Genomic DNA, 19,903 nt, shown 5'->3' with positions numbered 1-19,903 from the left:
CAGCTACTCGCGTGCGTGTTCCAGCGCGTTCTCGATCAGGGTGGTCACGTGTCCATCCAGCAGGCGGTAGTAGGCGACGCGGCCTTCCTTGCGGTACGTCACGACGCGCCCGGTGCGCAGCAGGCGCAACTGGTGACTGACGGCGCTCTCGCTGATGCCGACCACGGCGGCCAGGTCGCACACGCACAGCTCGGTGGCGTTCAGGGCACTCAGGATTTTCAGGCGGGTGGGGTCGGCCACCAGTTTCAGGAAAGCCGTGCTGCGCGTCACGCAGTCGTCGTCGGGCAGGGCAGCGCGGGCCGTCTGCACGGCCTGTGGGTGAACGCACGTGATTTCGCAGGTATCGTCCAGCGTGGTTGGCGTGGTCGCGCGGATCATCGGGCCACCTGCGCCTGAGAGGCGGCCTGGGGGTCAGCGGTTCGGGGTTTCAGGTGACGGCCCCAGCCCAGCAGGCGCAGGGCGTTGGCGGTCACGATGGCGGTGGCGCCCGTGTCGGCCAGAATCGCCATCCACAGGTTGGTGTACCCCAGCAGGGTCGTGACCAGGAACACGCTTTTCAGGCTCAAGGCAAAGAAAATGTTCTGTCTGATGTTGTTCATGGTGGCGCGGGAAAGTTGTACCAGTTCACTGACGCCCGTGACCTTCTCGCGCAGCAGGGCGGCGTCGGCAGTTTCCAACGCCACGTCGGTGCCGCCGCCCATGGCGATGCCCACGTCCGAGCGGGCCAGCGCGGGCGCGTCGTTGATGCCGTCTCCGACCATCGCCACCGCGCCGCGAGTCTTCAGCTGGTCAATAACGCGGAGTTTGTCTTCGGGAAGCAGTTCGGCCTGCACGTCAATGCCCAGGCCCTGCGCGATGGCCTGTCCAGTGCGGGCGTTGTCCCCGGTGAGCATCACGGTGCTGATGCCCAACGCGCGCAGTTCTGCCAGGGCAGCGCGGGCGTCGTCACGCGGTTCGTCGCGAATGGCCAGGAACCCCAGCGGCACCTGACCGTCGTGCAGGATCACAGCGGTTTTGCCCTGCGCCTCGAAAGCGGCAATTTGTGTAGCCTGCTCAGCGTTCAGGGCAAACTGCCCGGCGGCGTGCCTCGGTGAACTGACCAGCAGCGTGCGGCCTTCCACGCTGGCGCTCACGCCCTGCCCGGCGAGGGCCTGTGCATCCTGTGCTGAGGGCACGCTCAGTTGCTCGTCCTGCGCGGCTTTCAGAATGGCCCTGGCCAGCGGGTGACTGCTGCCGGACTCCACCGCCGCCGAGAGGCGCAGCACCTCCTGGCGCGTACCGTTCACGGGTTGTACGTCCGTCACGCGGGGTTTGCCGGCGGTCAGCGTTCCTGTCTTATCGAAGGCGATGGTGCTGACTGAGCCGATGGTTTCCAGCGCCGCGCCGCCCTTGATCAGCAGGCCGCGCCTGGTGCCTGCGCTGATGCCGGACGTGATGGCGGCGGGTACGCTGAGCACCAGGGCGCACGGGCAGCCGATCAGCAGCAGCGCCAGGCCCTTGTACAGCCACTCGTGCCACGCCTGCCCGAACAGCAGAGGCGGCACCACGGCCACCAGCGCGGCCACCAGCACCACCAGCGGCGTGTAAACGCGGCTGAAGCGGTCGATGAACCGGGCGGCCTGCGCTTTGCTGCCCTCGGCCTCCTCCACCAGGTGAATCATCCGGGCAATGGTGTTGTCCGCAGCAGTTTTCTCCACGCGCACGGTCAGCACGCCGCCTGCATTGATGCTCCCGGCATACACGCTGTCGCCCACGGTTTTCATGACGGGGATGCTCTCCCCGGTCACAGGACTGTCGTCCAGGTCGGACGTTCCAGTCAGAATCGTGCCGTCGGTGGGCACGCGCGCGCCAGGATTCACCTGCACCACCTGACCGACTTTCAAGGAGTCGGCGGGCACTTCGTGGGCATGACTTTCATGCACGAGTAAAGCGGTTTTCGGCGTCAGCGCCACCAGCGCCTGAATGCCCTGCCGCGCCCTGCCGGCCGCCACGCCCTCCAGCAACTCGCCGATAGCGAAGAAGAACACGACGACCGCACCTTCCGGGGCCTCGCCGATCAGGAGCGCCCCGAGGGCCGCCAGGGTGACCAGCATATTGATGCTGAACGGATCGCCCAGCCGCGCCCCCACCCACGCCTTGCGCGCGAAAGGAGCTACGCCGATCAAGGCGGCGACCATGTAGAAAGACTGGGCGAACGCCGGGGCCAGGAACCCCAGCAGGTAGGCCGCGGCCAGCAGGCTGCCCGTCAGCAGCACCAGTCGACCGATGTTCGTGGTGTACCAGGGGTTCGCGCCCCTGGGTTCGTGCGTGTGACCCTGCGTGTTCGCCGCACCCTGAACCTGTCCGTCCGCGTCCCCCCGCAGGGCGGGCGTATACCCCAGCGCCCGCAGGTTGCCCTCCAGCGTGCCCCTTGGCGTTTGCGATTCGTCCAGCGTCAGTTGTAGCGTCTGCTTCGTGAAACTGGTTTTCACCGCCCCGGTGCCGGGCAGGGTGTCCACCATTTTCTCGACCTTCTGCACGCAGGAGGCGCAGTCCATGCCGTCCACAAAGTAAGTCAGCGTTTCGCCATGCGGGGGGGTAGCCGGTGAGCCGGGTCTCGACATACCCCAGTATATCTGAATATCTGCTCAGGTGTTGTTCCTTATGGTGGTCATCTTTACCAAAGTGGAGGGGGCTCCCCCACGCCGGGGGTACTATCAGGTTTCTTACAACGCTAACTGCCTGCGTGTGTATACACTGTGACCATTACATTTCAACCTGGCGGCTGTCCCCTTACGAGCCTCTGACCAGACTACAGGTGCCCCTCATGAACGAACACACCTTTCACCGTGCCAATCAAGACCGCATCGTCATTCACGCGGGCCGCCAGGGCTGGCGTGTCACTTATTACCGTGCCACCCCTATTCGCGGAAGCTGGCTGCGCCGCTTGCTCGCGCCGCCCGCTATTTTTCAGGACGTGGTCAGTGCCCCAAATGAAATTCACTCGCTGCTGATGCGCCACGGCCTGCACCTGACCCGGGCCGAGATGCAGCGCCTGAGCAGCATGCTGGCTGGCCTGCGGGCCGCGAACGAGATCACGCAACGCCGCGTCATCTGACCCGGCGCAGAGCACCACAAAAAGGGGAGACTGGCTCAGCGGGTCTCCCTTTTCTGGTGCAGGCAGTACGCGTAAATTTCACCTCACGGTGCGTTTCAGAATCGTGACCTTCACGTTGACAGCCTTCTTGTTGCGCCACACCTTCAGGTTCACCGTGTCGCCGGGGCGCCGGGTGGCGACCAGCCGCGCCACATCGAAGGAGTTCTGCACGCGCTGGTTGTCGACGGCCACGATCACGTCGCCTAGTGGCGAGAGGAGCTGATCCTTGCTGTTGCGCAGGCTGCCGCGCAGGCCCGCGCGCGCCCCCGCACTCCCGGCGGGCACGTCCCACACCAGGGCACCCTCGCTGCTGCTCAGGCCCGCCAGTTGCCGCAGCGCCGGGTCGAGGTTGTCCAGATCATGCAGCGTGACGCCCAGCGTGCCGCGTTGAGGCACCCCGATCTTGATCAGGTCGTCCACGCTCTGCCTGACGATATCGCCCGGAATGGCCACCCCGATCACTGCCGCAGAGAGCATGCTGGCCGCCGCGTTGGCGTCCGCGACCGCCACCACCAGCCCGCGCGAGTCTAGGATGGGGCCGCCACTGTTGCCGCCCTGAATGCTGGCGGTGGTCATGAAGTACTGCCCGATCTCCTGGCCCACCCCGTCGTTGCGCGGCACGTCACGTGGGCTGGCCGCCGCACTGTAGACGCCGGTGCTGATGAAGTTCTGGAAGCGCAGCGGCGTACCGATCACGATCATCTTCTGCCCTGGAATCAGCCGGGCACTGTTGCCGAAACTCAGGGTCTTCGGGGCGGTCACGCCGGACACGCGCAGCAGCGCGATGTCGATGCCTGGATCGATTCCCTCGACCTTCACCGAGGCCCGCCGCCCGTTGAACAGCGTGACCGTCAGCGAGCTGGCGTCCCGGATCACGTGATAGTTCGTGACGATCAGGTCTTTCTTGATGAAAAACCCGGTGCCGACTTCCAGCGGATCGTCACCCTGCTGCAGCACCTCCTGACGCAGGCGGTTGTCGATGCGCACCACCGCCGGCAGCGCCCCCTGGCTCACCTGGACGGTGTTCACCTCGTCGTTCGTGACCAGCGCCGGCTGGGCGTCGGCCCGACCTGCCGCGTAGAGCACGGCCCCGGTTCCCAGCAGCAGGGCCGTGAGACCCAGGACGCGCAGGGCGTTCACTCGCTGCCGCCCCCCGATTTCGGCTCCTTGGCTTTCGGCTCCCTGGCCTTTGACTCGGGTGGGCGGTAGTCGTTGGCATGAAACCCACCGCCTTTAAAAGCGATGGCGGGCCGCGCCAGAATACGCTTGACGGGCACACCCGTCTCGGGGTGGGTGGTGTAAGGGTCGTCGCGCATGCTCTGCACGAGTTCGTAAATTTCGCCGGTTTCCAGGTTCTTGTAAAGGTAAGTGGGCATGAAAGCAGGGGTCTCCAGAAGAAAAAAGAGAAGAATGCCGCAGGACACCCTGTGAAAAGCTTCTCCTCGCCTCATCCTAGCCCACAAATCCGCCCGGCAAACTGAACATCCCTTACCGCGCTGCTCATCCCGAATTCTGGAGATGAAGCGGAGCTGCGGTCATGCTCCGGGGTGCCGCCAGGGGAGACAGGAGTCCTGGTTCCTTCTGTCCGCGCGCAGAGCGTCGCTGCTGGCACCGCCCCACTGGGGTGCTCTGCTGGGGCGGTTCGTTGCGTGCGCCTGTTCATGCCCGATGTCGCGGAGCCGTGCTCAGGAAACGCCGCACTGGCGGCCCTATGGCGTTAAACTGCGGCATGTCCACTCAAAATCAGCAGGCTGAATTCGGTACCCGCGCCGTTCACGCCGGACACCGGGTCGACCCGCAGACCGGGGCTCACGCCGTTCCCATCTACGCCACCTCCACCTTCGGCTACTTCGACGCCCAGCGCGGCGCCCGGCTCTTTGCCGGTGAGGAACCCGGCTTCTTCTATTCCCGCGTCCTGAACCCCACCGTCCGCGCCTTCGAGGAAAAAGTCGCCAATCTGGAAGGCACCGAGGATGCCGTCGCCTTCGCCAGTGGCATGGGGGCTGCCAGCGCCATCGCCCTGACCTTCCTGAAAAGTGGGGATGAAGTGGCCTTCGTCGGCCCGCTGTACGGCGGTACCGAGGGGCTGCTGAACGAAGTGATGACGCAGTTCGGCGTGACCATCCGCGAAGCGCACGATCTGGACGCACTGCGCGGTCTGCTGAGCGAAAGAACAAAGCTCGTGTGGCTGGAAACGCCCATGAACCCCACGCTGGGCATCATCGACCTGCAAGCTGCCAGCGAGCTGGCCCACAGCGTCGGTGCCCTGATGGTGGTCGACAACACCTTCGCCACCCCCTACCTCACGCGCCCCACCGAGCACGGCGTGGACATCGTGATGCACTCGGCCACCAAGTACCTCAGCGGCCACGGAGACGTTATCGCGGGCGTGGTCGCTACCCGCGCCGAACTCACCGAACCCCTGCGCGGTCATGGCCTGCGGCACATTGGCGCCGCCCTGGGGCCGTTCGAGGCGTACCTGCTCATTCGCGGCGTGAAAACCCTGCCCCTGCGCATGGAGAAGCACTGCCAGAACGCCGCTGCCCTGGCCGAAGCCTTGCAAGGCCATCCTGCCGTCAAGCACCTGTATTACCCCGGCCTGAGCGACCACCCCGGCCACACCTTCGCCGCCCGCCAGATGAACGGCAAATTCGGCGGGCTGGTCAGCCTCGACCTGGGCACGCAGGACAACGCCTTCACTTTCCTGAACGCGCTGAAGCTGTTCACTCAGGCGGTCAGCCTTGGCGACGTGGAAAGCCTCTCCAGCCACCCCGCCAGCACCACCCACCAGCTTCTCGGCGAGGAAACCCTGGCGCGCCAGGGCATCACGCCCGGACTGGTGCGCCTCAGCGTGGGCATCGAGGACAGCGCCGACCTGATCGCGGACGTGAGGCAGGCGCTAGGAAAGATTTGACTTGTACTGAATGAAGGGTGAAGTAGCCCACCCCCCCCGCCCCCTACTCAGAGGGCAGGGGAGCTTTCGTTAGCACCAGGCAAGTCGGGAAAATGAGCTTTTATTGGCTCTGGGAGAGATTTTCATCCGGCAGGGCTGGGTGTGCTGATCGTCCAGTTGCTTTTCCCAGGCCCGTGCGCTCCGCGCCCGACGGCCTCGGTCTGATTGAACGGTGAATTTGCTGGGTGGGATAGTAAAAAAGAGAAACCCTTCTTCGGGTTGGACTTGTCAAGATGGCCCGTAGGCGTTCTGGCCGATGCCTGTTTGTGTCACTTTGTGCTTCACTTGCGCGAATGCAGCGCGTCATTGTCATCGGCACGACGGGAAGTGGGAAAACAACCTTTGCCCGGGCACTGGCGCACCGGCTGGGTGTGCCGCACGGCGAGCAGGATGCCTGGAACCATCAGCCGGACTGGCAGGTGGCCCCGCTGGCGCAGTTTCGTGCGCAGGTCAGCCTGTTCACGGCGCAGGAGTCGTGGGTGATGGACGGCAATTACAGCAAGGCCCGCGACATCGGCTGGGCGCGGGCACAGACGCTGGTGTGGCTGGATTACCCGGCGTGGGTGGTGTACCCGCGCATTGTGCGGCGCACCTTGCGGCGCGTGGTCACGCGGCAGGAACTCTGGAACGGGAACCGTGAAACGTGGCGGGGTGCCCTGCTCGACCCGGAAGCGCCGCTGCGCTGGTTCTGGCGCACGCACTGGAAAAGGCGGCGTGAAATTCCGGAACTTGTGGCGGGGTTTCCCCATCTGAGGCTGGTGCGCCTGAAAAGCCCGGGGGAAGCGGCCCGCTGGCTCCAGTCCCTTAACGGTTGAGTAGCGTACTCACCTGAGGGGCTTTTAATGCTATCTTCCTTCCCGAACCGTTGGTGTCCGGTTCACACAAAACAGGGCAGCGCAAGGCCCCAGCCTTGAAGGTTGGGGATACGAGGTGGAAGTGAGCGACGTTCTGCGGATGCTTCCAGGCCAGCATGCAGGGCCTACCCGACGTCAAGCGATTGACGTGAAACCCCGCCATAACCCCCGTGGCAACACGGATATAAAGCGGAGTACGATGCACACAACTTCTCTGGACACCTGGATGCGGATGGCCCAGGCCTTTCTCTGGCCTTTGCCTTGACTTCTGGCCTGGTCTGTGCCAGAAGCCATGAGCTCTCAGCCGTTCGCGTCCTGAAGGAGCATTATGTGCGGAATCGTTGGTTACATTGGCCCGAAGCAGGCGCAGGACGTTCTTATTTCCGGTCTCTCGAAGCTGGAGTACCGGGGCTATGACAGCGCGGGTGTGGCCATCGGGGACGGCGCCTGCATCAACGTGCGCAAGAAGGCCGGGAAACTGGCGAACCTGAGCGGTGAACTGGAAGCCCAGCCGCTGCCCGGCACGCTGGGCATCGGGCATACTCGCTGGGCCACGCACGGCCTGCCGAACGACACCAATTCACACCCGCACGCGACCGAGGACGGCCGGATTGTTATCGTTCACAACGGCATCATCGAGAACTACCTGAACCTGAAAGAAGGGCTGCTTCAGCGCGGGCACGCCTTCAAGTCGGAGACAGACAGCGAGGTGCTGGCCCACCTGATCGAGGAGGCCTACAAAGGTGACCTGTATGAAGCCGTCCGCACAGCACTGGGGCAAGTGCGCGGCGCTTACGGAATCGTGGTGACGCATGTCGATCACCGTGAGATCGTGGCCGCCCGCACGGTGTCCCCGCTGGTCATGGGTGTGGGCGAGGGCGAGATGTTCCTGGCGTCCGACGTGCCCGCGCTGCTGCCGTACACTCGCCAGATGGTGTTCCTGCACGACGGCGACATGGTGGTGCTGCATGACGACGGCTTCCGCGTCACCGACCTGCAGGGCAACGAGCTGAAGCGCGATATCGAAACCATCGACTGGGACGCCGAGTCTGCCGAAAAAGGCGGCTTCGACACGTACATGCTCAAGGAAATCTACGAGCAGCCGCAGGCCCTCACCAACACCCTGATTGGCCGCCTGCACGATGAGACAGGCGAGGTGAATCTGGACATCGACCTCGACCCGGCCAGCTTCAAACGCATCAGCATCATCGCCTGCGGCACGGCCTTCTACGCGGGTCTGGTCGGTGAATACCTGATCGAGCAACTGGCCCGCATTCCCGTTGAGGTCGATGTGGCCAGCGAGTACCGTTACCGCGATCCGCTGGTCAGCGAGAACACCCTGGCTATAGTCGTCAGTCAGTCCGGCGAGACCATCGACACGCTGGAAGCCCTGCGCGAGGCGAAGAAGGGCGGTGCGAAGACGCTGGGCGTCATCAACGCCAAGGGCAGCTCCATGACCCGCGAGCTGGACGACACCCTGTACATTCACGCCGGGCCGGAAATCGGCGTGGCCAGCACCAAGGCGTATACCAGCATGGTCAGCGCGTTCCTGATGCTGGCCCTGTGGCTGGGCCGCGCCCGCGGCACCCTCAGCGGGCAGGAGGGGGCAGAACTGCTGTCCTCCGCCCGCGAGTTGCCGCGCCTGGTCGAGGAAGCCCTGCAACCGGAGCGCGTTCAGCAGATCAAGCAGGTGGCCGAGAAGTACGCCCAGGCGCGCGATTACCTGTTCCTGGGGCGCGGCGTGAACAGCCCCACCGCTTTTGAAGGCGCCCTGAAACTGAAGGAAATCAGTTACATCCACGCCGAGGCTTACGCCGCAGGCGAAATGAAGCACGGCCCGATTGCCCTGATCGACGAGAAACTGCCCGTGGTGGTGGTCGCCACCGAGAGCCGCCTGCTGGAGAAAACCATTTCCAACGTGCAGGAAGTTCGGGCACGCGGCGGTAAGGTCATCCTGGTGCTGTCGGACGGCGACACCGAGAACGCGCAGCACGCCGACGACGTGATTTACGTGCCCCGCGCCCACGAGATGGTCAGCCCGGTGGTGAACGCGGTCGCCATGCAGCTCCTCGCCTACTACACCGCCACGGTTCTGGGCAAGGACGTGGACAAACCCCGCAACCTGGCCAAATCGGTGACCGTCGAGTAATTTTCATCCCGGATGCCCGCCCCCCAGTGATGGGTTGGGCGGGCTTTCCTGTTGTTGGGTCTGTAGCCCTCAACCGTGGTCGAGCAATGCCCCTGGCGCTGTGCCGCGTGGGTCTCCTGGAGAGCCTGCTGAACCCACCGCAACCAGCAGCGCCGGGAGTGCGGCTGGACAACTTCACCCGCGACCGGGGCAGAGGATGATGAGCAGAACTCCTTTGTACCGCATCACGCCGAACGGATCTCTGGCGAATACACCCAGCGACCAGGCCCAGCTGGCAGGCGTTTCTGACGGCGGTGGCCGAAGCGTGAAGCCGCCACTTGACAGGAAATTGAAGAATCAGGTGCAGACTGAAGCATGAAGATAGCGGTATTCGGGGATGTTCATGGAAACCAGTTCGCGCTGAAAGCGGTGGTGCAGGACATTGAAGCCCAGCAGCCGGACGTGTGGGTCAACCTGGGAGATCAACTCTTCGGCGGCGCTGACCCGCTGGGGGCGTGGCACCTGCAGCAGCAACTCAAGGCTCAGCATGGCGTTCACGAGATTCGTGGCAACACCGACGAGCGCCTGGGTGAGCAACTGACGCCCGACACGGAGAAACGCGAGATGCTGGAGTGGCTGCATGCCGTGTTGCCCGCCAGCGCCGGCGAATACGTGGCGAGTCTGCCCACCAGCGTCACTCTTGCTCACGGCGAGGTCATCGCCGCGCACGGCACGCCCAGTGACCCGTGGGAATACCTGCTGCGTGAAGGGAAGCAGTGGGCCACTGACGAACAGGTGCACAAACGCCTGGGAAACACCGAAAACGCCCGCGTGGTCATTGTGGGCCACTCTCACCTGGAGCACGTGCGGCAACTCGGCCACCTGACGGTCGTGAACTGCGGTGCGGTCAGCCGTCAGAAAGACGGTTCACCCCTGGCCCGCTGGACGCTGCTGGAAGGAGAGAAGGGTGTCTGGAACGTGACTTTCCGGCGTGTCGCATACGACATGGAGGCCGCTGCACAGTGGGCCGAACAATACGCCTACGACGGGAAGAAAGAAGCAAAACAGTTGCGCACGGGACAGTAGGGAGGGCGGGTCAGACACGAGGCAGCCTCCTGAGTTCAATATCCTGGGAGCACATTGGCCTTCATCTTCCAGGGAATCGAGGAAACACAGAGAGAAATAAAGCGGCTTTTCTTTCAAGCCGCTTTTGGATGGTCTGGATAAGATGGAGCGCTGTTCTTATCTTCCCTGAGGAGGGTGGCAGACATGGTGATCCATTGCAAACGGCTATGACTCGGGCCTTCTTCTTCCTGTCTGGTTGACCATGGAACGCTTATTTATTCTCAGGAGCGTGTTTGGCTGGTTATCGCCAGCAGACGCGGCAAGCGGAAAGCTTCTGCGCTATGGCCCCTCGGTGTACACGCGGCTGGGGTAGTAGTACTTCTCCAGAAGCAATTTTGCCAGGGCCACCGTGGGCACGGCCAGCAGCGCTCCCGCGAAACCCATCAAAGCCACGCCCACCAGAATGGCGACCAGAATGGTGACCGGGTGCAGGTCGGTGTTCTTGCTCAGGATGTATGGACTCAGGAAGTTGCTCTCGATCTGGTTGGCGGCCACAAACACCACGATCACCAGGATCATTTTCAGCAGCACGTTCGGCATGGTCAGCGCCAGCAGCAGCGCCGGGGTCGCGCCGATGATCGGCCCCAGGTACGGCACGATGTTGAAAGCACCTGCCAGAAAGCCAATGGCGGCGGCGCTGGGAATGCCCACCAGCGTCAGACCGATCCACACGAACAGGCCAATGAACGACGCGATGATGAGTTGCCCGCGCACGTACCCGCCCACCGCCTGCCCGGTCAGGGCCGACAGTTCCAGCACGCGCGGCTGCCATGGGCGCGGGAAAGCCCGCAGCAGGGCGGCGTTCACACGGTTGTAATCCAGCATAAGGTACACGCTCAGCAGCAGGATCAGCACGATCTGCCCGATGATGCCGCCCACCGACAGCACGTAATTCAGCAGCGTGCCAGTGGAGTTCAGGGCGTTCTGAAGAATCGGGCCGAGGTTCTGGTCGAGGTTCTGCACCCAGGTCTGCGCGGCGGTGGTCATGCGTTCCTGCACGTTCTCCATGCCGGGAATACCCAGGTTGTTGAGGCGCACTGCCACGTTGTCGATGAGGCCGCCCAGGTTGTTGACCAGGTTGGGCAGGTTCTTGATGAGCTGGGCGAATTGCCCCGAGACCGTGACGATCAGGGTGACGGTCAGCGCCAGCAATCCCAGAAACAGCAGCAGCACGAACACCACGCCCAGCCCGCGCTTGACCCGGCCTTTCTCCAGCCAGTTCAGCAGCGGGTTGGCCAGGTAGGCGATCAGGAACGCCACCGTGAAGTCCACCACGACGCTGGTGATGGAACCAAACACCCTGTAGAGCAGGTAGAAGGCCAGCAGAAACACCGCCAGGCGTACCCAGGGGCTTTTCCAGGCGTACTGAAAAGCGTTCGTTTCAGGGGGTTTGGTCATCACAGTAGGGTCACTGTAAGGCACTACGTGGGGAGTCAGGCATTGGTTCCTGCATCAGACTGCCCAACTGGATTATTGACTCATTTTACTAATAAAGAAGAATGTAAATTATGAGAAAGGAGTTGAGATGAATAGTACCCAGAATCCCCTCCGCATCGCCTGGATAGAAGATGGGCCCCCACGCTGGCCCGGCCGGCTTGGCCTGACCATCGCCCCCGGCAAGAAAGGCCAGGGCCACGAGCTGCGCCATGACCGCGATCTCACGACCGACCTCGGGCACCTGAAGGAGAAAGGCGTCACCCTGCTGGTCAACCTGATGGAACAGGACGAAATGCAGCGCTGGCACATGGACGACTACCACGCCGAGGCTGCCCGCCTTGGCCTGAATGTCCGTCATCACCCCATCCCCGACGTGAAGACCCCCACCGACGACGCGGCCTTTCACGCGCTGGTGCAAGACCTGAGGGATCGCCTGCGCCACGGGGAAACCATCGTCATTCACTGCCTCGGCGGCCTGGGCCGCAGCGGAATGCTCGCCGCATGCCTCCTGGTGCAAAGCGGCCTGAACGCCCACGACGCCATAGCCCTCGTGCGCCACTGCCGCAGCCCCAGGGCTGTGGAGGCCGATCAGCCCCGCTACGTCGAAACCTACGCCCGCACCCATACCTGCTAAAGGAGAATGAACCATGCCCGTACCTGCCACCCCGGTCAAACTCAGCGACGACAACCTGATCCTCGACACCGACAGTTACAAGAGCAGCCATTACCTCCAGTACCCCCAGGGCACCACGCGCCTCTTCAGCTACCTGGAATCCCGCGGCGGCAAGTACCCCACCACGCGCTTTTTCGGGTTGCAGTACATCCTCGACCGGTATCTGACGCGGCGCGTCACCGCCGAGATGGTCGAGGAAGCCCGCGACCTGATCGAAGCGCACGGCGAACCCTTTCCCTATGAGGGCTGGATGCGCGTGGTGAACGTGCACGGCGGGAAACTCCCCCTGGAAATCCGCGCCGTCCCCGAAGGCGTAAGCGTCCCCATCCACAACATCCTGATGAGCTGCACGAACACCGACCCCGAGTTGCCCTGGCTGGTCGGCTGGTTTGAGACCATGCTGATGCGCGTGTGGTACCCCACCACCGTCTGCACCCAGAGCCACGCCATCCGCGAGATCATCAAAGAAGCCCTGGAGAAGACCAGCGACCGCGCCGCCGAGGAACTGCCGTTCAAGCTCCACGACTTCGGCAGCCGCGGCGTCAGCAGCCGCGAAAGTGCCGGCCTGGGCGGCCTGGCGCACCTCGTGAACTTCCAGGGCAGCGACACCCTCGAAGCCCTGCGCGTCGCCCGCAACCACTACGGCGCCGACATCGCCGGTTACTCCATCCCCGCCGCCGAACACAGCACCATCACCAGCTGGGGCAAGGAAAACGAAGTCGAAGCGTACCGCAACATGGTCCGGATGTTCGGCAAGAAGGGCGGCATCTACGCCGTGGTGAGCGACAGTTACGACCTGAAACACGCCATCAACGTTCACTGGGGCGAAACCCTGAAAAAGGAAGTCATCGAGAGCGGCGCCACCCTGGTCGTCCGCCCCGACAGTGGCGATCCCCCCGCCATGGTGCGCCTGGCCGTGAAGGCCCTGGCCGCCAAGTACGGCACCACCGTGAACAGCAAGGGCTATCAGGTTCTCAACCACGTCCGCGTCATCCAGGGCGACGGCATCAACGAGGACACCATCCGCCAGATTCTGCAAAACCTCCTGATCGACGGCTTCTCCGCCGAGAATGTCGCGTTCGGCATGGGCGGCGCCCTGCTGCAAAAAGTAGACCGCGATACCCAACGCTTCGCCTACAAGGCCAGTGCGGGTCTCATCGACGGCGCGTACCGGGGCATCTACAAAGACCCCGTGACCGATCCCGGCAAACGCAGCAAAGACGGCGTGTTGGATCTGGTGATGGAAGACGGCCGCATGACCACCCGCGCCTATTACACCTTCGACACCGACTTCCCCGGCTCACTGATGCGAACCGTGTTCAAAGACGGCGAACTGGTGGTCAGGGATTCGCTGGAAGAGGTGAGGGGACGGGCGTGAATGGGTGGAAGCTCAAGCAAGAACCGAACGCGAAAGAATACGGCGTTTTTGTCCACAGACCTTCAGGTATTGAGCAAACTGGCCTCTGTAGGGCGGAAGAAGCCAAAGCGTTTCTGACCCTGAGACTGGAACACGCTGTTTACATTGAGGCTTCCTGGGAGAGAGGGCCGTTATCTCTTGGTGCATTGATGCTTTGGCTGAATGCTGAAAGAGCTCTTGTGCGTCTGGATGAACACTGCGAGCATTACGCTACCGATCCGCACGTGTCTTATGACATTACCCAGCTCCCGGAAACGTTCGTGAATCCACCAGAAAACGGTTTTAAAGGCAACAGTTTTCAGGAGGATCTTCACCGCACCGTGACAAAAGCTCAGGCGACAGCCGCTGCACTGTACTGGCTGGCTACAGGCGACAAACTGAGCAGCCTGCACTGGAGTTGAAATGACCCGTTCCGACTGGCTCCAAACTCTTTTTCCAGACCATGCCGCGCGCACCCTGCCCTGGCCTGCGGTGGAGGAGACCGTCACGCTGTACCGCCCTACTGGCTTGCAGGAATTGAAATTGGTGGCGGGTTCCGGCTGGCGCTTGTGGCCGCCGCGTTTGCCGGATCAGCCGCTCTTTTACCCCGTGCTGAACTTCGAGTACGCCGAGAAAATCGCCCGGGACTGGAAAGCGAAACGTAACGACCCGCCCGTCGGTTTCGTGACCGCGTTCGAGGTTCGCTCGGATATGGCGACAAAGTACGAGATTCAGGTGGTGGGCGCCCGGGAAAGGCATCAGGAATTGTGGGTTCCGGCGGAGGACTTGGAGGCTTTCAGCGACGCGATAGTGGGCCAGATTCGCGTGATGGCTCATTACGCGGGCGAGGGATTCACCGGGCGGATTGACCCGATCACGCACTTACCGGAGGGCATCCCATGAACCTGTTTGGCCTGAACATTCCGCCTTTAGCTCTTGACCTTGCAGGCGGCATCTGCGTGCTGGTCAGCCTGTATTACCTGTGGTCGAAGTCAAGCACGTACTGGCACTGGTCGAACCTGTCGCTGCTGCCTTACTGTCTGCTGTTTCTGTCTGGAAAGCAGTGGATGCTGGCGGGCTTGCAGGTCACTTACCTGCTGTTCGGTATTCACGGCCTGTACCTGTGGCACCTGGAGAAGCGGCGGGCAAAGGGCGAAATCAGGTTCAACGAGCCTGCCTGGTACGGCGTGACCTGGGTGGCCAGCCTGGCCATTTTCGCTTACACGGTGGCGGTCACGGATTTCTCGCAGGCTTGGAACTGGGTGCAGTTCGCGGCGGTCACGCTGGCGCTGATCGCCAATTTCGGCACGACGCGCAAGTGGTCGTGGTCATGGCCGGTGTGGATCGTCGTGAATGCTGTTCAGGCCGTTTATTTCTGGCACACGGGGTACTGGGTGCTGTTTGCCTTGCAGTTCATCCTGGCAGGCATGAGCGTGTATGGCTGGCGCGAGTGGCGGCGCGACGAGGCGCGGGCTGTGGCGTATGCCTGAATTCCGCCACGGCCTGATCATCGGGAAGTTCGCGCCCTTTCATCAGGGTCATCAGCTTCTGATCGACCGTGCGCTGGCACGCTGCGAACAGGTGAGTGTGTGGGTGTACAGCCGCCCGGATTTTCCGACCATGCCATCGCCCTTGCGGCGAAACTGGGTGCGGGAAATCTACCCGGTTCGATTGTTTCCGCAGTTGGCGTTGTTGCCGGACGCTCCCAACCCGCCCTTGAACACAGAGCCGGACGCGGTTCACCGGGCGTATGTGCGCTCGGTACTGGGGGGCTGGGGCGTGTGGCCGGATGTGGTGCTGACTTCTGAAGCGTACGGAGAGGCGCTGGCGGCAGAACTGGGCGCGGCGCACGTGATGGTGGACGTGGCGCGTGAGGGGGTGCCGATCAGTGGCACGCAACTTCGGTCTGACATTCACCAGTACCGTGAGTTCCTTGACCCCGCCGTGTACGCGCATTTCGTGCAGCGAATAGTCGTTCTGGGGGCGGAAAGCACCGGGAAAAGTACGCTGACACAGGCGCTCGGGGAGGCGTTCAGGACGACCTGGGTGCGGGAGTACGGGCGGGACGTGTACGAGCGTGAGAACGGCGCGTTAACCCCGGAGCATTTTCTGGAGATCGCGCTGGGTCACCGGGCGCTGGAGGACGAGGCCGCCCGTTCCGCTGGCGTGAACCGCTGGGTCTTCAGTGACACGAACGCCGCGACCACCCTGATGTGGTCTTACCTGCTGACTGGTACCGCCCTGCACGAATTGCACGCCCTGGCGGACGCCTGCAAGACCCGCTACGCGCACACGTTCCTGTGCAACACGGACTTGCCACACGAGCAGGACGGCTGGCGTGCCAATACCGAGGTTCGCACGGTGCAGCAGGGGTTCATTCTGCAAGACCTGGAAACGCGGGGCGTGCCCTTCCAGTGGGTGCGGGGCCGTGTGCCGGAACGCCTGCAGCAGGTGGCCCGGAGCCTTACTTCGGCAGTGCCCTGAACGTCACGCCCCCGCTTTTCAGGGCCGCCCGCAGTTGCGCCATGAAGGCCGCGCCGGGGTCGCTTTTCACGGTGAAGTAAGTGGGGTCTTTTTCTTCCCACAGGGGCGTTCCACGAAACTGGCCGTACTCGTGGTGGCCGATCAGGTACTGCACGCCGTATTTCTCGTGCAGGTGGTTCACCAGTTGCGTGTTCGCTTTCAACTGGGCGGGCGTCAGGTCGTTGTTCCCGACGTTCTCGATGCCGATGGCGAAGCGGTTCAGGCCGATGACATGCCGCGCCATGTCCGTTTCGTTCATCAGCTGGTAGATGGTGCCGTCCCGGTCGACGACATAGTGCGCCCCCGTGTTCAGTTTTCCGCCTTTCTGAATGTCCGTTCTGCCGCTCAGCACCTCGGGTTTGAAGGTGTTCAGCGTCGATTTCAGGCTGCCCGTGGCCGTCCAGTGAATGACGATCATCAGCGGCGTAATTTGAATGCTGCTGGCTTTGGCGTCGTAATGCTGCCGGATGTACTCCAGCGTCAGTTGGGTGCGCTGGGGCGTCATGCGCAGCATCTGGCTGGTGTCGATGGTAGGGGCGGGTGTGGCCTGGGCCAAGCCCAGCAAGGCGAGAAGCGTGACGGGGAAGGCAGGGCGGCTCATGTCCCTGGATGTTACCTGTTGACCGTGAGGCGCTTTTCACCGACGATCTGTGGTGTGGTTAATGCCCTGGAGCCCCTGTTTCCCGCGTTGCGGTCACTGGAACCGCTGGGGCTGCCCGCCGCGTCCCTGTCGGGCTGGTTCGCTTACGCGAACGCGCAGCAAGCCCAGCGGCTGGCCGGACACTTCCAGCACGAACTGGCCTTGCTGGCGCAGGAGGGCGCGGCGCAGGTCGATCACGCTTACCTGCGCTCCGACGCCTTCCGGGCCAACGTGGTGCAGGCGGTGCGGGCGGCAGAAGTGGCCGAGTCGGACGGCAAACTGCGCCTGATCGCGCGTTCGCTGACGGGGTGCCTGCTCACTTTTCCTGCGCCCCAGGTCGATAAATTCCAGACCATGCGTGTGCTGGAAGGGCTCTCCGAACGCGAGTTCGGGGTGCTGCTGGCGGTGGTGGGCGCCCTCGATCCACTTGACCCTTACGCCGACATCCTGCCCGCCGGGGCACGCTTGCCGGGGTGGTCACGCGACGAGGCGGGCGCGACCCTGCTGGGGTTAGGGCAACAGGGGCTGCTGATGGGGGCGAACGGGGGAGAGGCGTGGCGCCTTTCCCCGCTGGCGCGGCAGTTGGTGACCCTGGCCCGCCTGAACGCGCCGTGGCTGGCAGGCAACAGCGACGGTCTGGAGTTGTTCTGAAGGGGGCAGGTTCAGTGCCGCCTCACCTCTGCGGCAAGAGAATAAACCAGCAGCAGGGGCAGCCGCCAAAGCAACATCTCCATACCCGCAAACGCCGCAGAACTCGGGCGATCACTGTCCCAGTCGTCCCGGTCAACCCTGATTTGCTGTCCGGGCACAAATTCTCTGGCCTGGGTGCGCTCGGTGCAGCGCCCGGAGTCGACTTTCTGCCGAATGAGATCAACTGCGGAAATCGCGCTGTTTAGAGCGGTATTTCCCGAACGGAGTGAGCAGCAGAAAAGACGCGCTACGGGAAATGGAAGAGGATGGCGGCGTTTTCCCGCGATCCTCTGGAATTGAACCCAGTGTGTATAACTTGTTCTTCACCTCGGCGCAGGCGAAAGGAGGCTCCTGCCTCTTACTCCTGATCCCGTTTCACGCTGACATTCACGAACTCGTTGCGGGTTACGGTAACCACCATTCTGGGCTGCGTCAGGCCCGCCCAGCTTGACCTGATGCCAGGAAGCACCAGAACGCCAGAACGCCAGAACGGCCGTGATGAACAGGAGAAACAAGAAGTTGCACCCTCTGGGGAGTTTGTTCCGGTGCGGCCTGGGCATGCGTCGTGGGCCAGTGTAAAGAATCCTGCCCGTGGGCTTGGGGTACGCTGGCGTATGGCTTCTGACCCTCCGGTGCGCAATTTCTCGCTGGAGAACGCGGCGGTCTTTGGCAGGGTGGCCGGCACGTACGACCAGTTGGGATTCCTGAGCCTCGCGGCGCGTTTTTTTACCCGTCAGGTGGTGGTGCAGCCCGGCGAGCGGGTGCTGGACGTGGGCACGGGCACTGGCGTGGTGGCGCTGGCGCTGGCGCGAACGGGCGCGCGGGTAACAGGCGTGGACATTGCGCCGGAGATGATTGCCCTGGCCCGCCACAAGGCGCATGGCCTGGCCGGAGCCGATTTTCAGGTGGCCGACGGCACGGCCCTGCCTTTCGAGGACGGCCACTTCGACGTGGTGGTGTGCGCGGCGGGGCTGTTCTTCATGCCGGACATGGGCGCGGCCCTCCAGGAGTGGCGGCGCGTGCTGAAACCGGGCGGACGGGCGGTGTTCTCGTCGTTCGGCCGGGGCCTTATGGGCGCCTTGCCGGGCCTGTGGCGCGAGGAACTCTCGACAGAGGGCGTGAAACCGGGATCGCCGCCGCTGGGCCGCATTCCCACGCTGGTCGCGGCGCGGGAACTGCTGGAACAGGCGGGATTCGGGCAGGTGCAGGTCGACCTCACCGAGGTGCCTTACGTGCTGGGCAGTGTGCAGGAACGCTGGGCCGACATCGCCGCCGGGCTGGAGGGCCTGCCGCTGCGGGACTTGACGCTGCGGCGGCGCGCCGAGGTGGAGGCCCGGCACCTGGAGCGCCTACGTACGCTGCCCTGGCCCATGCAGGTTCCCCTGCCGGTCATCGTGGCGTCGGGCGTGAAGCCGGGCTAAGGGCGGCTCCGTGCGCGGGGCTGAATTTTGGCGGACGCAACTTTCTCAGGGTTGGGCGCGTAATGTAAGTCATGACTGATCCCAAGAAACCCGACCCGACACCGCCGGGAAATGAACCCTCGTGGGTGGATGAGGTCTTGAATACATCACGCGCCGCCCCGGCACCGACACAGGCGCCCGGCCACGCGCCCCTGAGCGGCCCGCAGGATCTGAAACTGCCGGAAACGAACCCGCGTCCAGCTGCGCCTCCACCCCCGCCCGCATACACTGTGCCCACCTCCGGTGACGACTGGGTGGCGCGGGCCACCGGCAATACGGCGAAAACCCCTTCCATGCCCAGCGGGCCGGACGTGGCCCCTCGGCCCACCCAAAGCACCTCCGAGGTGCTGTCGGATTTCATGCGGCCCATCGTGAATGAAATGAACAGCCACCGCGCCTCGCCGGCCCAGCCGCACAGGCCAGCCCCCCACCAGGAAGCGGCCCAGGTGCAGACCGCCGCGCCGCCACCCACGCACACACAGGTACAGACGCAGGCACGGCCGGTGGACGCCTGGGGTGACCCGGCCCAGCAACCCGTGCCTTACTCGCCGCCCCAGCAGGCTTACCGCAGTGGAGACGTGTCCCAGAAGAAACTGATCGCGGGCCTGCTGGCGATTTTCCTGGGCAGCTTCGGCGTTCACAAGTTCTACCTGGGCATGAACAATCCCGGCATCATCATGCTGGGGGTCAACGTGGGGTCGTGGATCGTGGCGTTCGTGCTGGGCTTCCTGATGTTCATCGTGGGGCTGGGCCTGACCCTGCCTCTGGCGGCCATGATCAGCAGCGCCCTGGGGCTCTTGGGGCTGATCGAGGGCATCCTTTACCTCACGAAGTCCGACACGGATTTCGAGCGCGAGTACCTGATCGGCAAGAAACCCTGGCTGTAAA

At 63.5% G+C, this 19,903-nt stretch carries 20 protein-coding genes; 14 read left to right on the top strand and 6 right to left on the bottom strand.

The features are described 5' to 3' along the window. Positions 1-3: 3 nt before the first annotated feature. Positions 4-378, bottom strand: coding sequence for an ArsR/SmtB family transcription factor (locus E5Z01_RS07800; RefSeq protein ID WP_135228853.1), 375 nt, complete (start codon positions 376-378; stop codon positions 4-6). Continuing rightward, complete coding sequence (locus tag E5Z01_RS07795; RefSeq protein WP_135228852.1) at positions 375-2,603, bottom strand: heavy metal translocating P-type ATPase; 2,229 nt, start codon at positions 2,601-2,603, stop codon at positions 375-377. Before E5Z01_RS07795 ends, E5Z01_RS07800 begins: the two co-directional genes overlap by 4 nt. A 203-nt stretch (positions 2,604-2,806) precedes the next feature. Here E5Z01_RS07795 and E5Z01_RS07790 point away from each other — a divergent pair, with 203 nt between their 5' ends. After that, positions 2,807-3,097, top strand: a complete 291-nt coding sequence (locus tag E5Z01_RS07790) for a hypothetical protein (protein WP_135228851.1) — start codon at positions 2,807-2,809, stop codon at positions 3,095-3,097. Between the two features lie 78 nt (positions 3,098-3,175). On the opposite strand, the gene E5Z01_RS07785 is transcribed toward E5Z01_RS07790, so the two are convergent. Then, positions 3,176-4,276, bottom strand: a complete 1,101-nt coding sequence (locus E5Z01_RS07785) for a S1C family serine protease (RefSeq protein WP_119764405.1) — start codon at positions 4,274-4,276, stop codon at positions 3,176-3,178. Further along, a complete protein-coding gene (locus E5Z01_RS07780; protein WP_135228850.1) occupies positions 4,273-4,512 on the bottom strand; it encodes an FmdB family zinc ribbon protein in 240 nt (79 codons plus the stop codon). The genes E5Z01_RS07785 and E5Z01_RS07780 overlap by 4 nt, the downstream gene beginning before the upstream one ends. Before the next feature lie 353 nt (positions 4,513-4,865). On the opposite strand from E5Z01_RS07780, the gene E5Z01_RS07775 reads away from it, so the two are divergent. The 4 genes from E5Z01_RS07775 to E5Z01_RS07760 all read left to right on the top strand — a co-directional run bounded on the left by E5Z01_RS07775 (position 4,866) and on the right by E5Z01_RS07760 (position 10,157). After that, positions 4,866-6,050 carry a trans-sulfuration enzyme family protein gene (locus E5Z01_RS07775; protein ID WP_135228849.1) on the top strand — a complete coding sequence of 395 codons (1,185 nt, stop codon included), beginning with the start codon at positions 4,866-4,868 and terminating at the stop codon, positions 6,048-6,050. 332 nt (positions 6,051-6,382) lie between these two features. Then, the gene (locus E5Z01_RS07770) at positions 6,383-6,904 is read left to right on the top strand and encodes a P-loop NTPase family protein (protein ID WP_135228848.1); all 522 of its coding nucleotides are present in this window, start codon (positions 6,383-6,385) and stop codon (positions 6,902-6,904) included. 367 nt (positions 6,905-7,271) lie between these two features. After that, positions 7,272-9,092, top strand: coding sequence for a glutamine--fructose-6-phosphate transaminase (isomerizing) (gene glmS / locus E5Z01_RS07765; RefSeq protein ID WP_135228847.1), 1,821 nt, complete (start codon positions 7,272-7,274; stop codon positions 9,090-9,092). A gap of 354 nt (positions 9,093-9,446) precedes the next feature. Then, entirely contained in the window at positions 9,447-10,157 is a 711-nt protein-coding gene (locus tag E5Z01_RS07760; RefSeq protein WP_119764415.1) for a metallophosphoesterase family protein, read from the top strand. Positions 10,158-10,475: 318 nt separating this feature from the next. Here E5Z01_RS07760 and E5Z01_RS07755 read toward each other — a convergent pair whose 3' ends face one another. Then, entirely contained in the window at positions 10,476-11,594 is a 1,119-nt protein-coding gene (locus tag E5Z01_RS07755) for an AI-2E family transporter (RefSeq protein ID WP_135228846.1), read from the bottom strand. A gap of 127 nt (positions 11,595-11,721) precedes the next feature. Between E5Z01_RS07755 and E5Z01_RS07750 the strand changes: the two genes are divergently transcribed. From E5Z01_RS07750 to E5Z01_RS07725, 6 genes are read left to right on the top strand one after another with little or no spacing between them, the layout of a single operon-like run. Beyond that, on the top strand, positions 11,722-12,267 hold the full coding sequence (locus E5Z01_RS07750; RefSeq protein WP_135228845.1) for a cyclin-dependent kinase inhibitor 3 family protein: 546 nt from the start codon (positions 11,722-11,724) through the stop codon (positions 12,265-12,267). 13 nt (positions 12,268-12,280) lie between these two features. Beyond that, entirely contained in the window at positions 12,281-13,684 is a 1,404-nt protein-coding gene (locus E5Z01_RS07745; protein WP_135228844.1) for a nicotinate phosphoribosyltransferase, read from the top strand. Continuing rightward, positions 13,681-14,124: a hypothetical protein gene (locus E5Z01_RS07740; protein ID WP_135228843.1), complete on the top strand. Its 444-nt coding sequence runs from the start codon at positions 13,681-13,683 to the stop codon at positions 14,122-14,124. The genes E5Z01_RS07745 and E5Z01_RS07740 overlap by 4 nt, the downstream gene beginning before the upstream one ends. Position 14,125: 1 nt before the next feature. Then, positions 14,126-14,605: a hypothetical protein gene (locus tag E5Z01_RS07735; protein ID WP_135228842.1), complete on the top strand. Its 480-nt coding sequence runs from the start codon at positions 14,126-14,128 to the stop codon at positions 14,603-14,605. Next, entirely contained in the window at positions 14,602-15,192 is a 591-nt protein-coding gene (locus E5Z01_RS07730) for a nicotinamide mononucleotide transporter family protein (protein ID WP_135228841.1), read from the top strand. The genes E5Z01_RS07735 and E5Z01_RS07730 overlap by 4 nt, the downstream gene beginning before the upstream one ends. Continuing rightward, positions 15,185-16,186: an AAA family ATPase gene (locus E5Z01_RS07725; protein WP_135228840.1), complete on the top strand. Its 1,002-nt coding sequence runs from the start codon at positions 15,185-15,187 to the stop codon at positions 16,184-16,186. The genes E5Z01_RS07730 and E5Z01_RS07725 overlap by 8 nt, the downstream gene beginning before the upstream one ends. On the opposite strand, the gene E5Z01_RS07720 is transcribed toward E5Z01_RS07725, so the two are convergent. Continuing rightward, a complete protein-coding gene (locus E5Z01_RS07720; RefSeq protein WP_135228839.1) occupies positions 16,167-16,826 on the bottom strand; it encodes an N-acetylmuramoyl-L-alanine amidase in 660 nt (219 codons plus the stop codon). The genes E5Z01_RS07725 and E5Z01_RS07720 overlap by 20 nt on opposite strands. Before the next feature lie 54 nt (positions 16,827-16,880). On the opposite strand from E5Z01_RS07720, the gene E5Z01_RS07715 reads away from it, so the two are divergent. The 3 genes from E5Z01_RS07715 to E5Z01_RS19940 all read left to right on the top strand — a co-directional run bounded on the left by E5Z01_RS07715 (position 16,881) and on the right by E5Z01_RS19940 (position 19,902). After that, a complete protein-coding gene (locus E5Z01_RS07715) occupies positions 16,881-17,516 on the top strand; it encodes a hypothetical protein (RefSeq protein WP_135228838.1) in 636 nt (211 codons plus the stop codon). A gap of 653 nt (positions 17,517-18,169) precedes the next feature. Next, on the top strand, positions 18,170-18,976 hold the full coding sequence (locus E5Z01_RS07710) for a class I SAM-dependent methyltransferase (protein WP_240738234.1): 807 nt from the start codon (positions 18,170-18,172) through the stop codon (positions 18,974-18,976). A 71-nt stretch (positions 18,977-19,047) separates the two neighbouring features. Beyond that, positions 19,048-19,902, top strand: a complete 855-nt coding sequence (locus E5Z01_RS19940; RefSeq protein ID WP_135228837.1) for a TM2 domain-containing protein — start codon at positions 19,048-19,050, stop codon at positions 19,900-19,902. The last annotated feature ends 1 nt before the right edge of the window (position 19,903 follow it).

The organism is Deinococcus fonticola (genome assembly GCF_004634215.1).
Classification (GTDB): domain Bacteria; phylum Deinococcota; class Deinococci; order Deinococcales; family Deinococcaceae; genus Deinococcus; species Deinococcus fonticola.
Note: the sequence above shows the minus strand (reverse complement) of the source record. Positions and strands in the feature narration are given on the sequence as shown.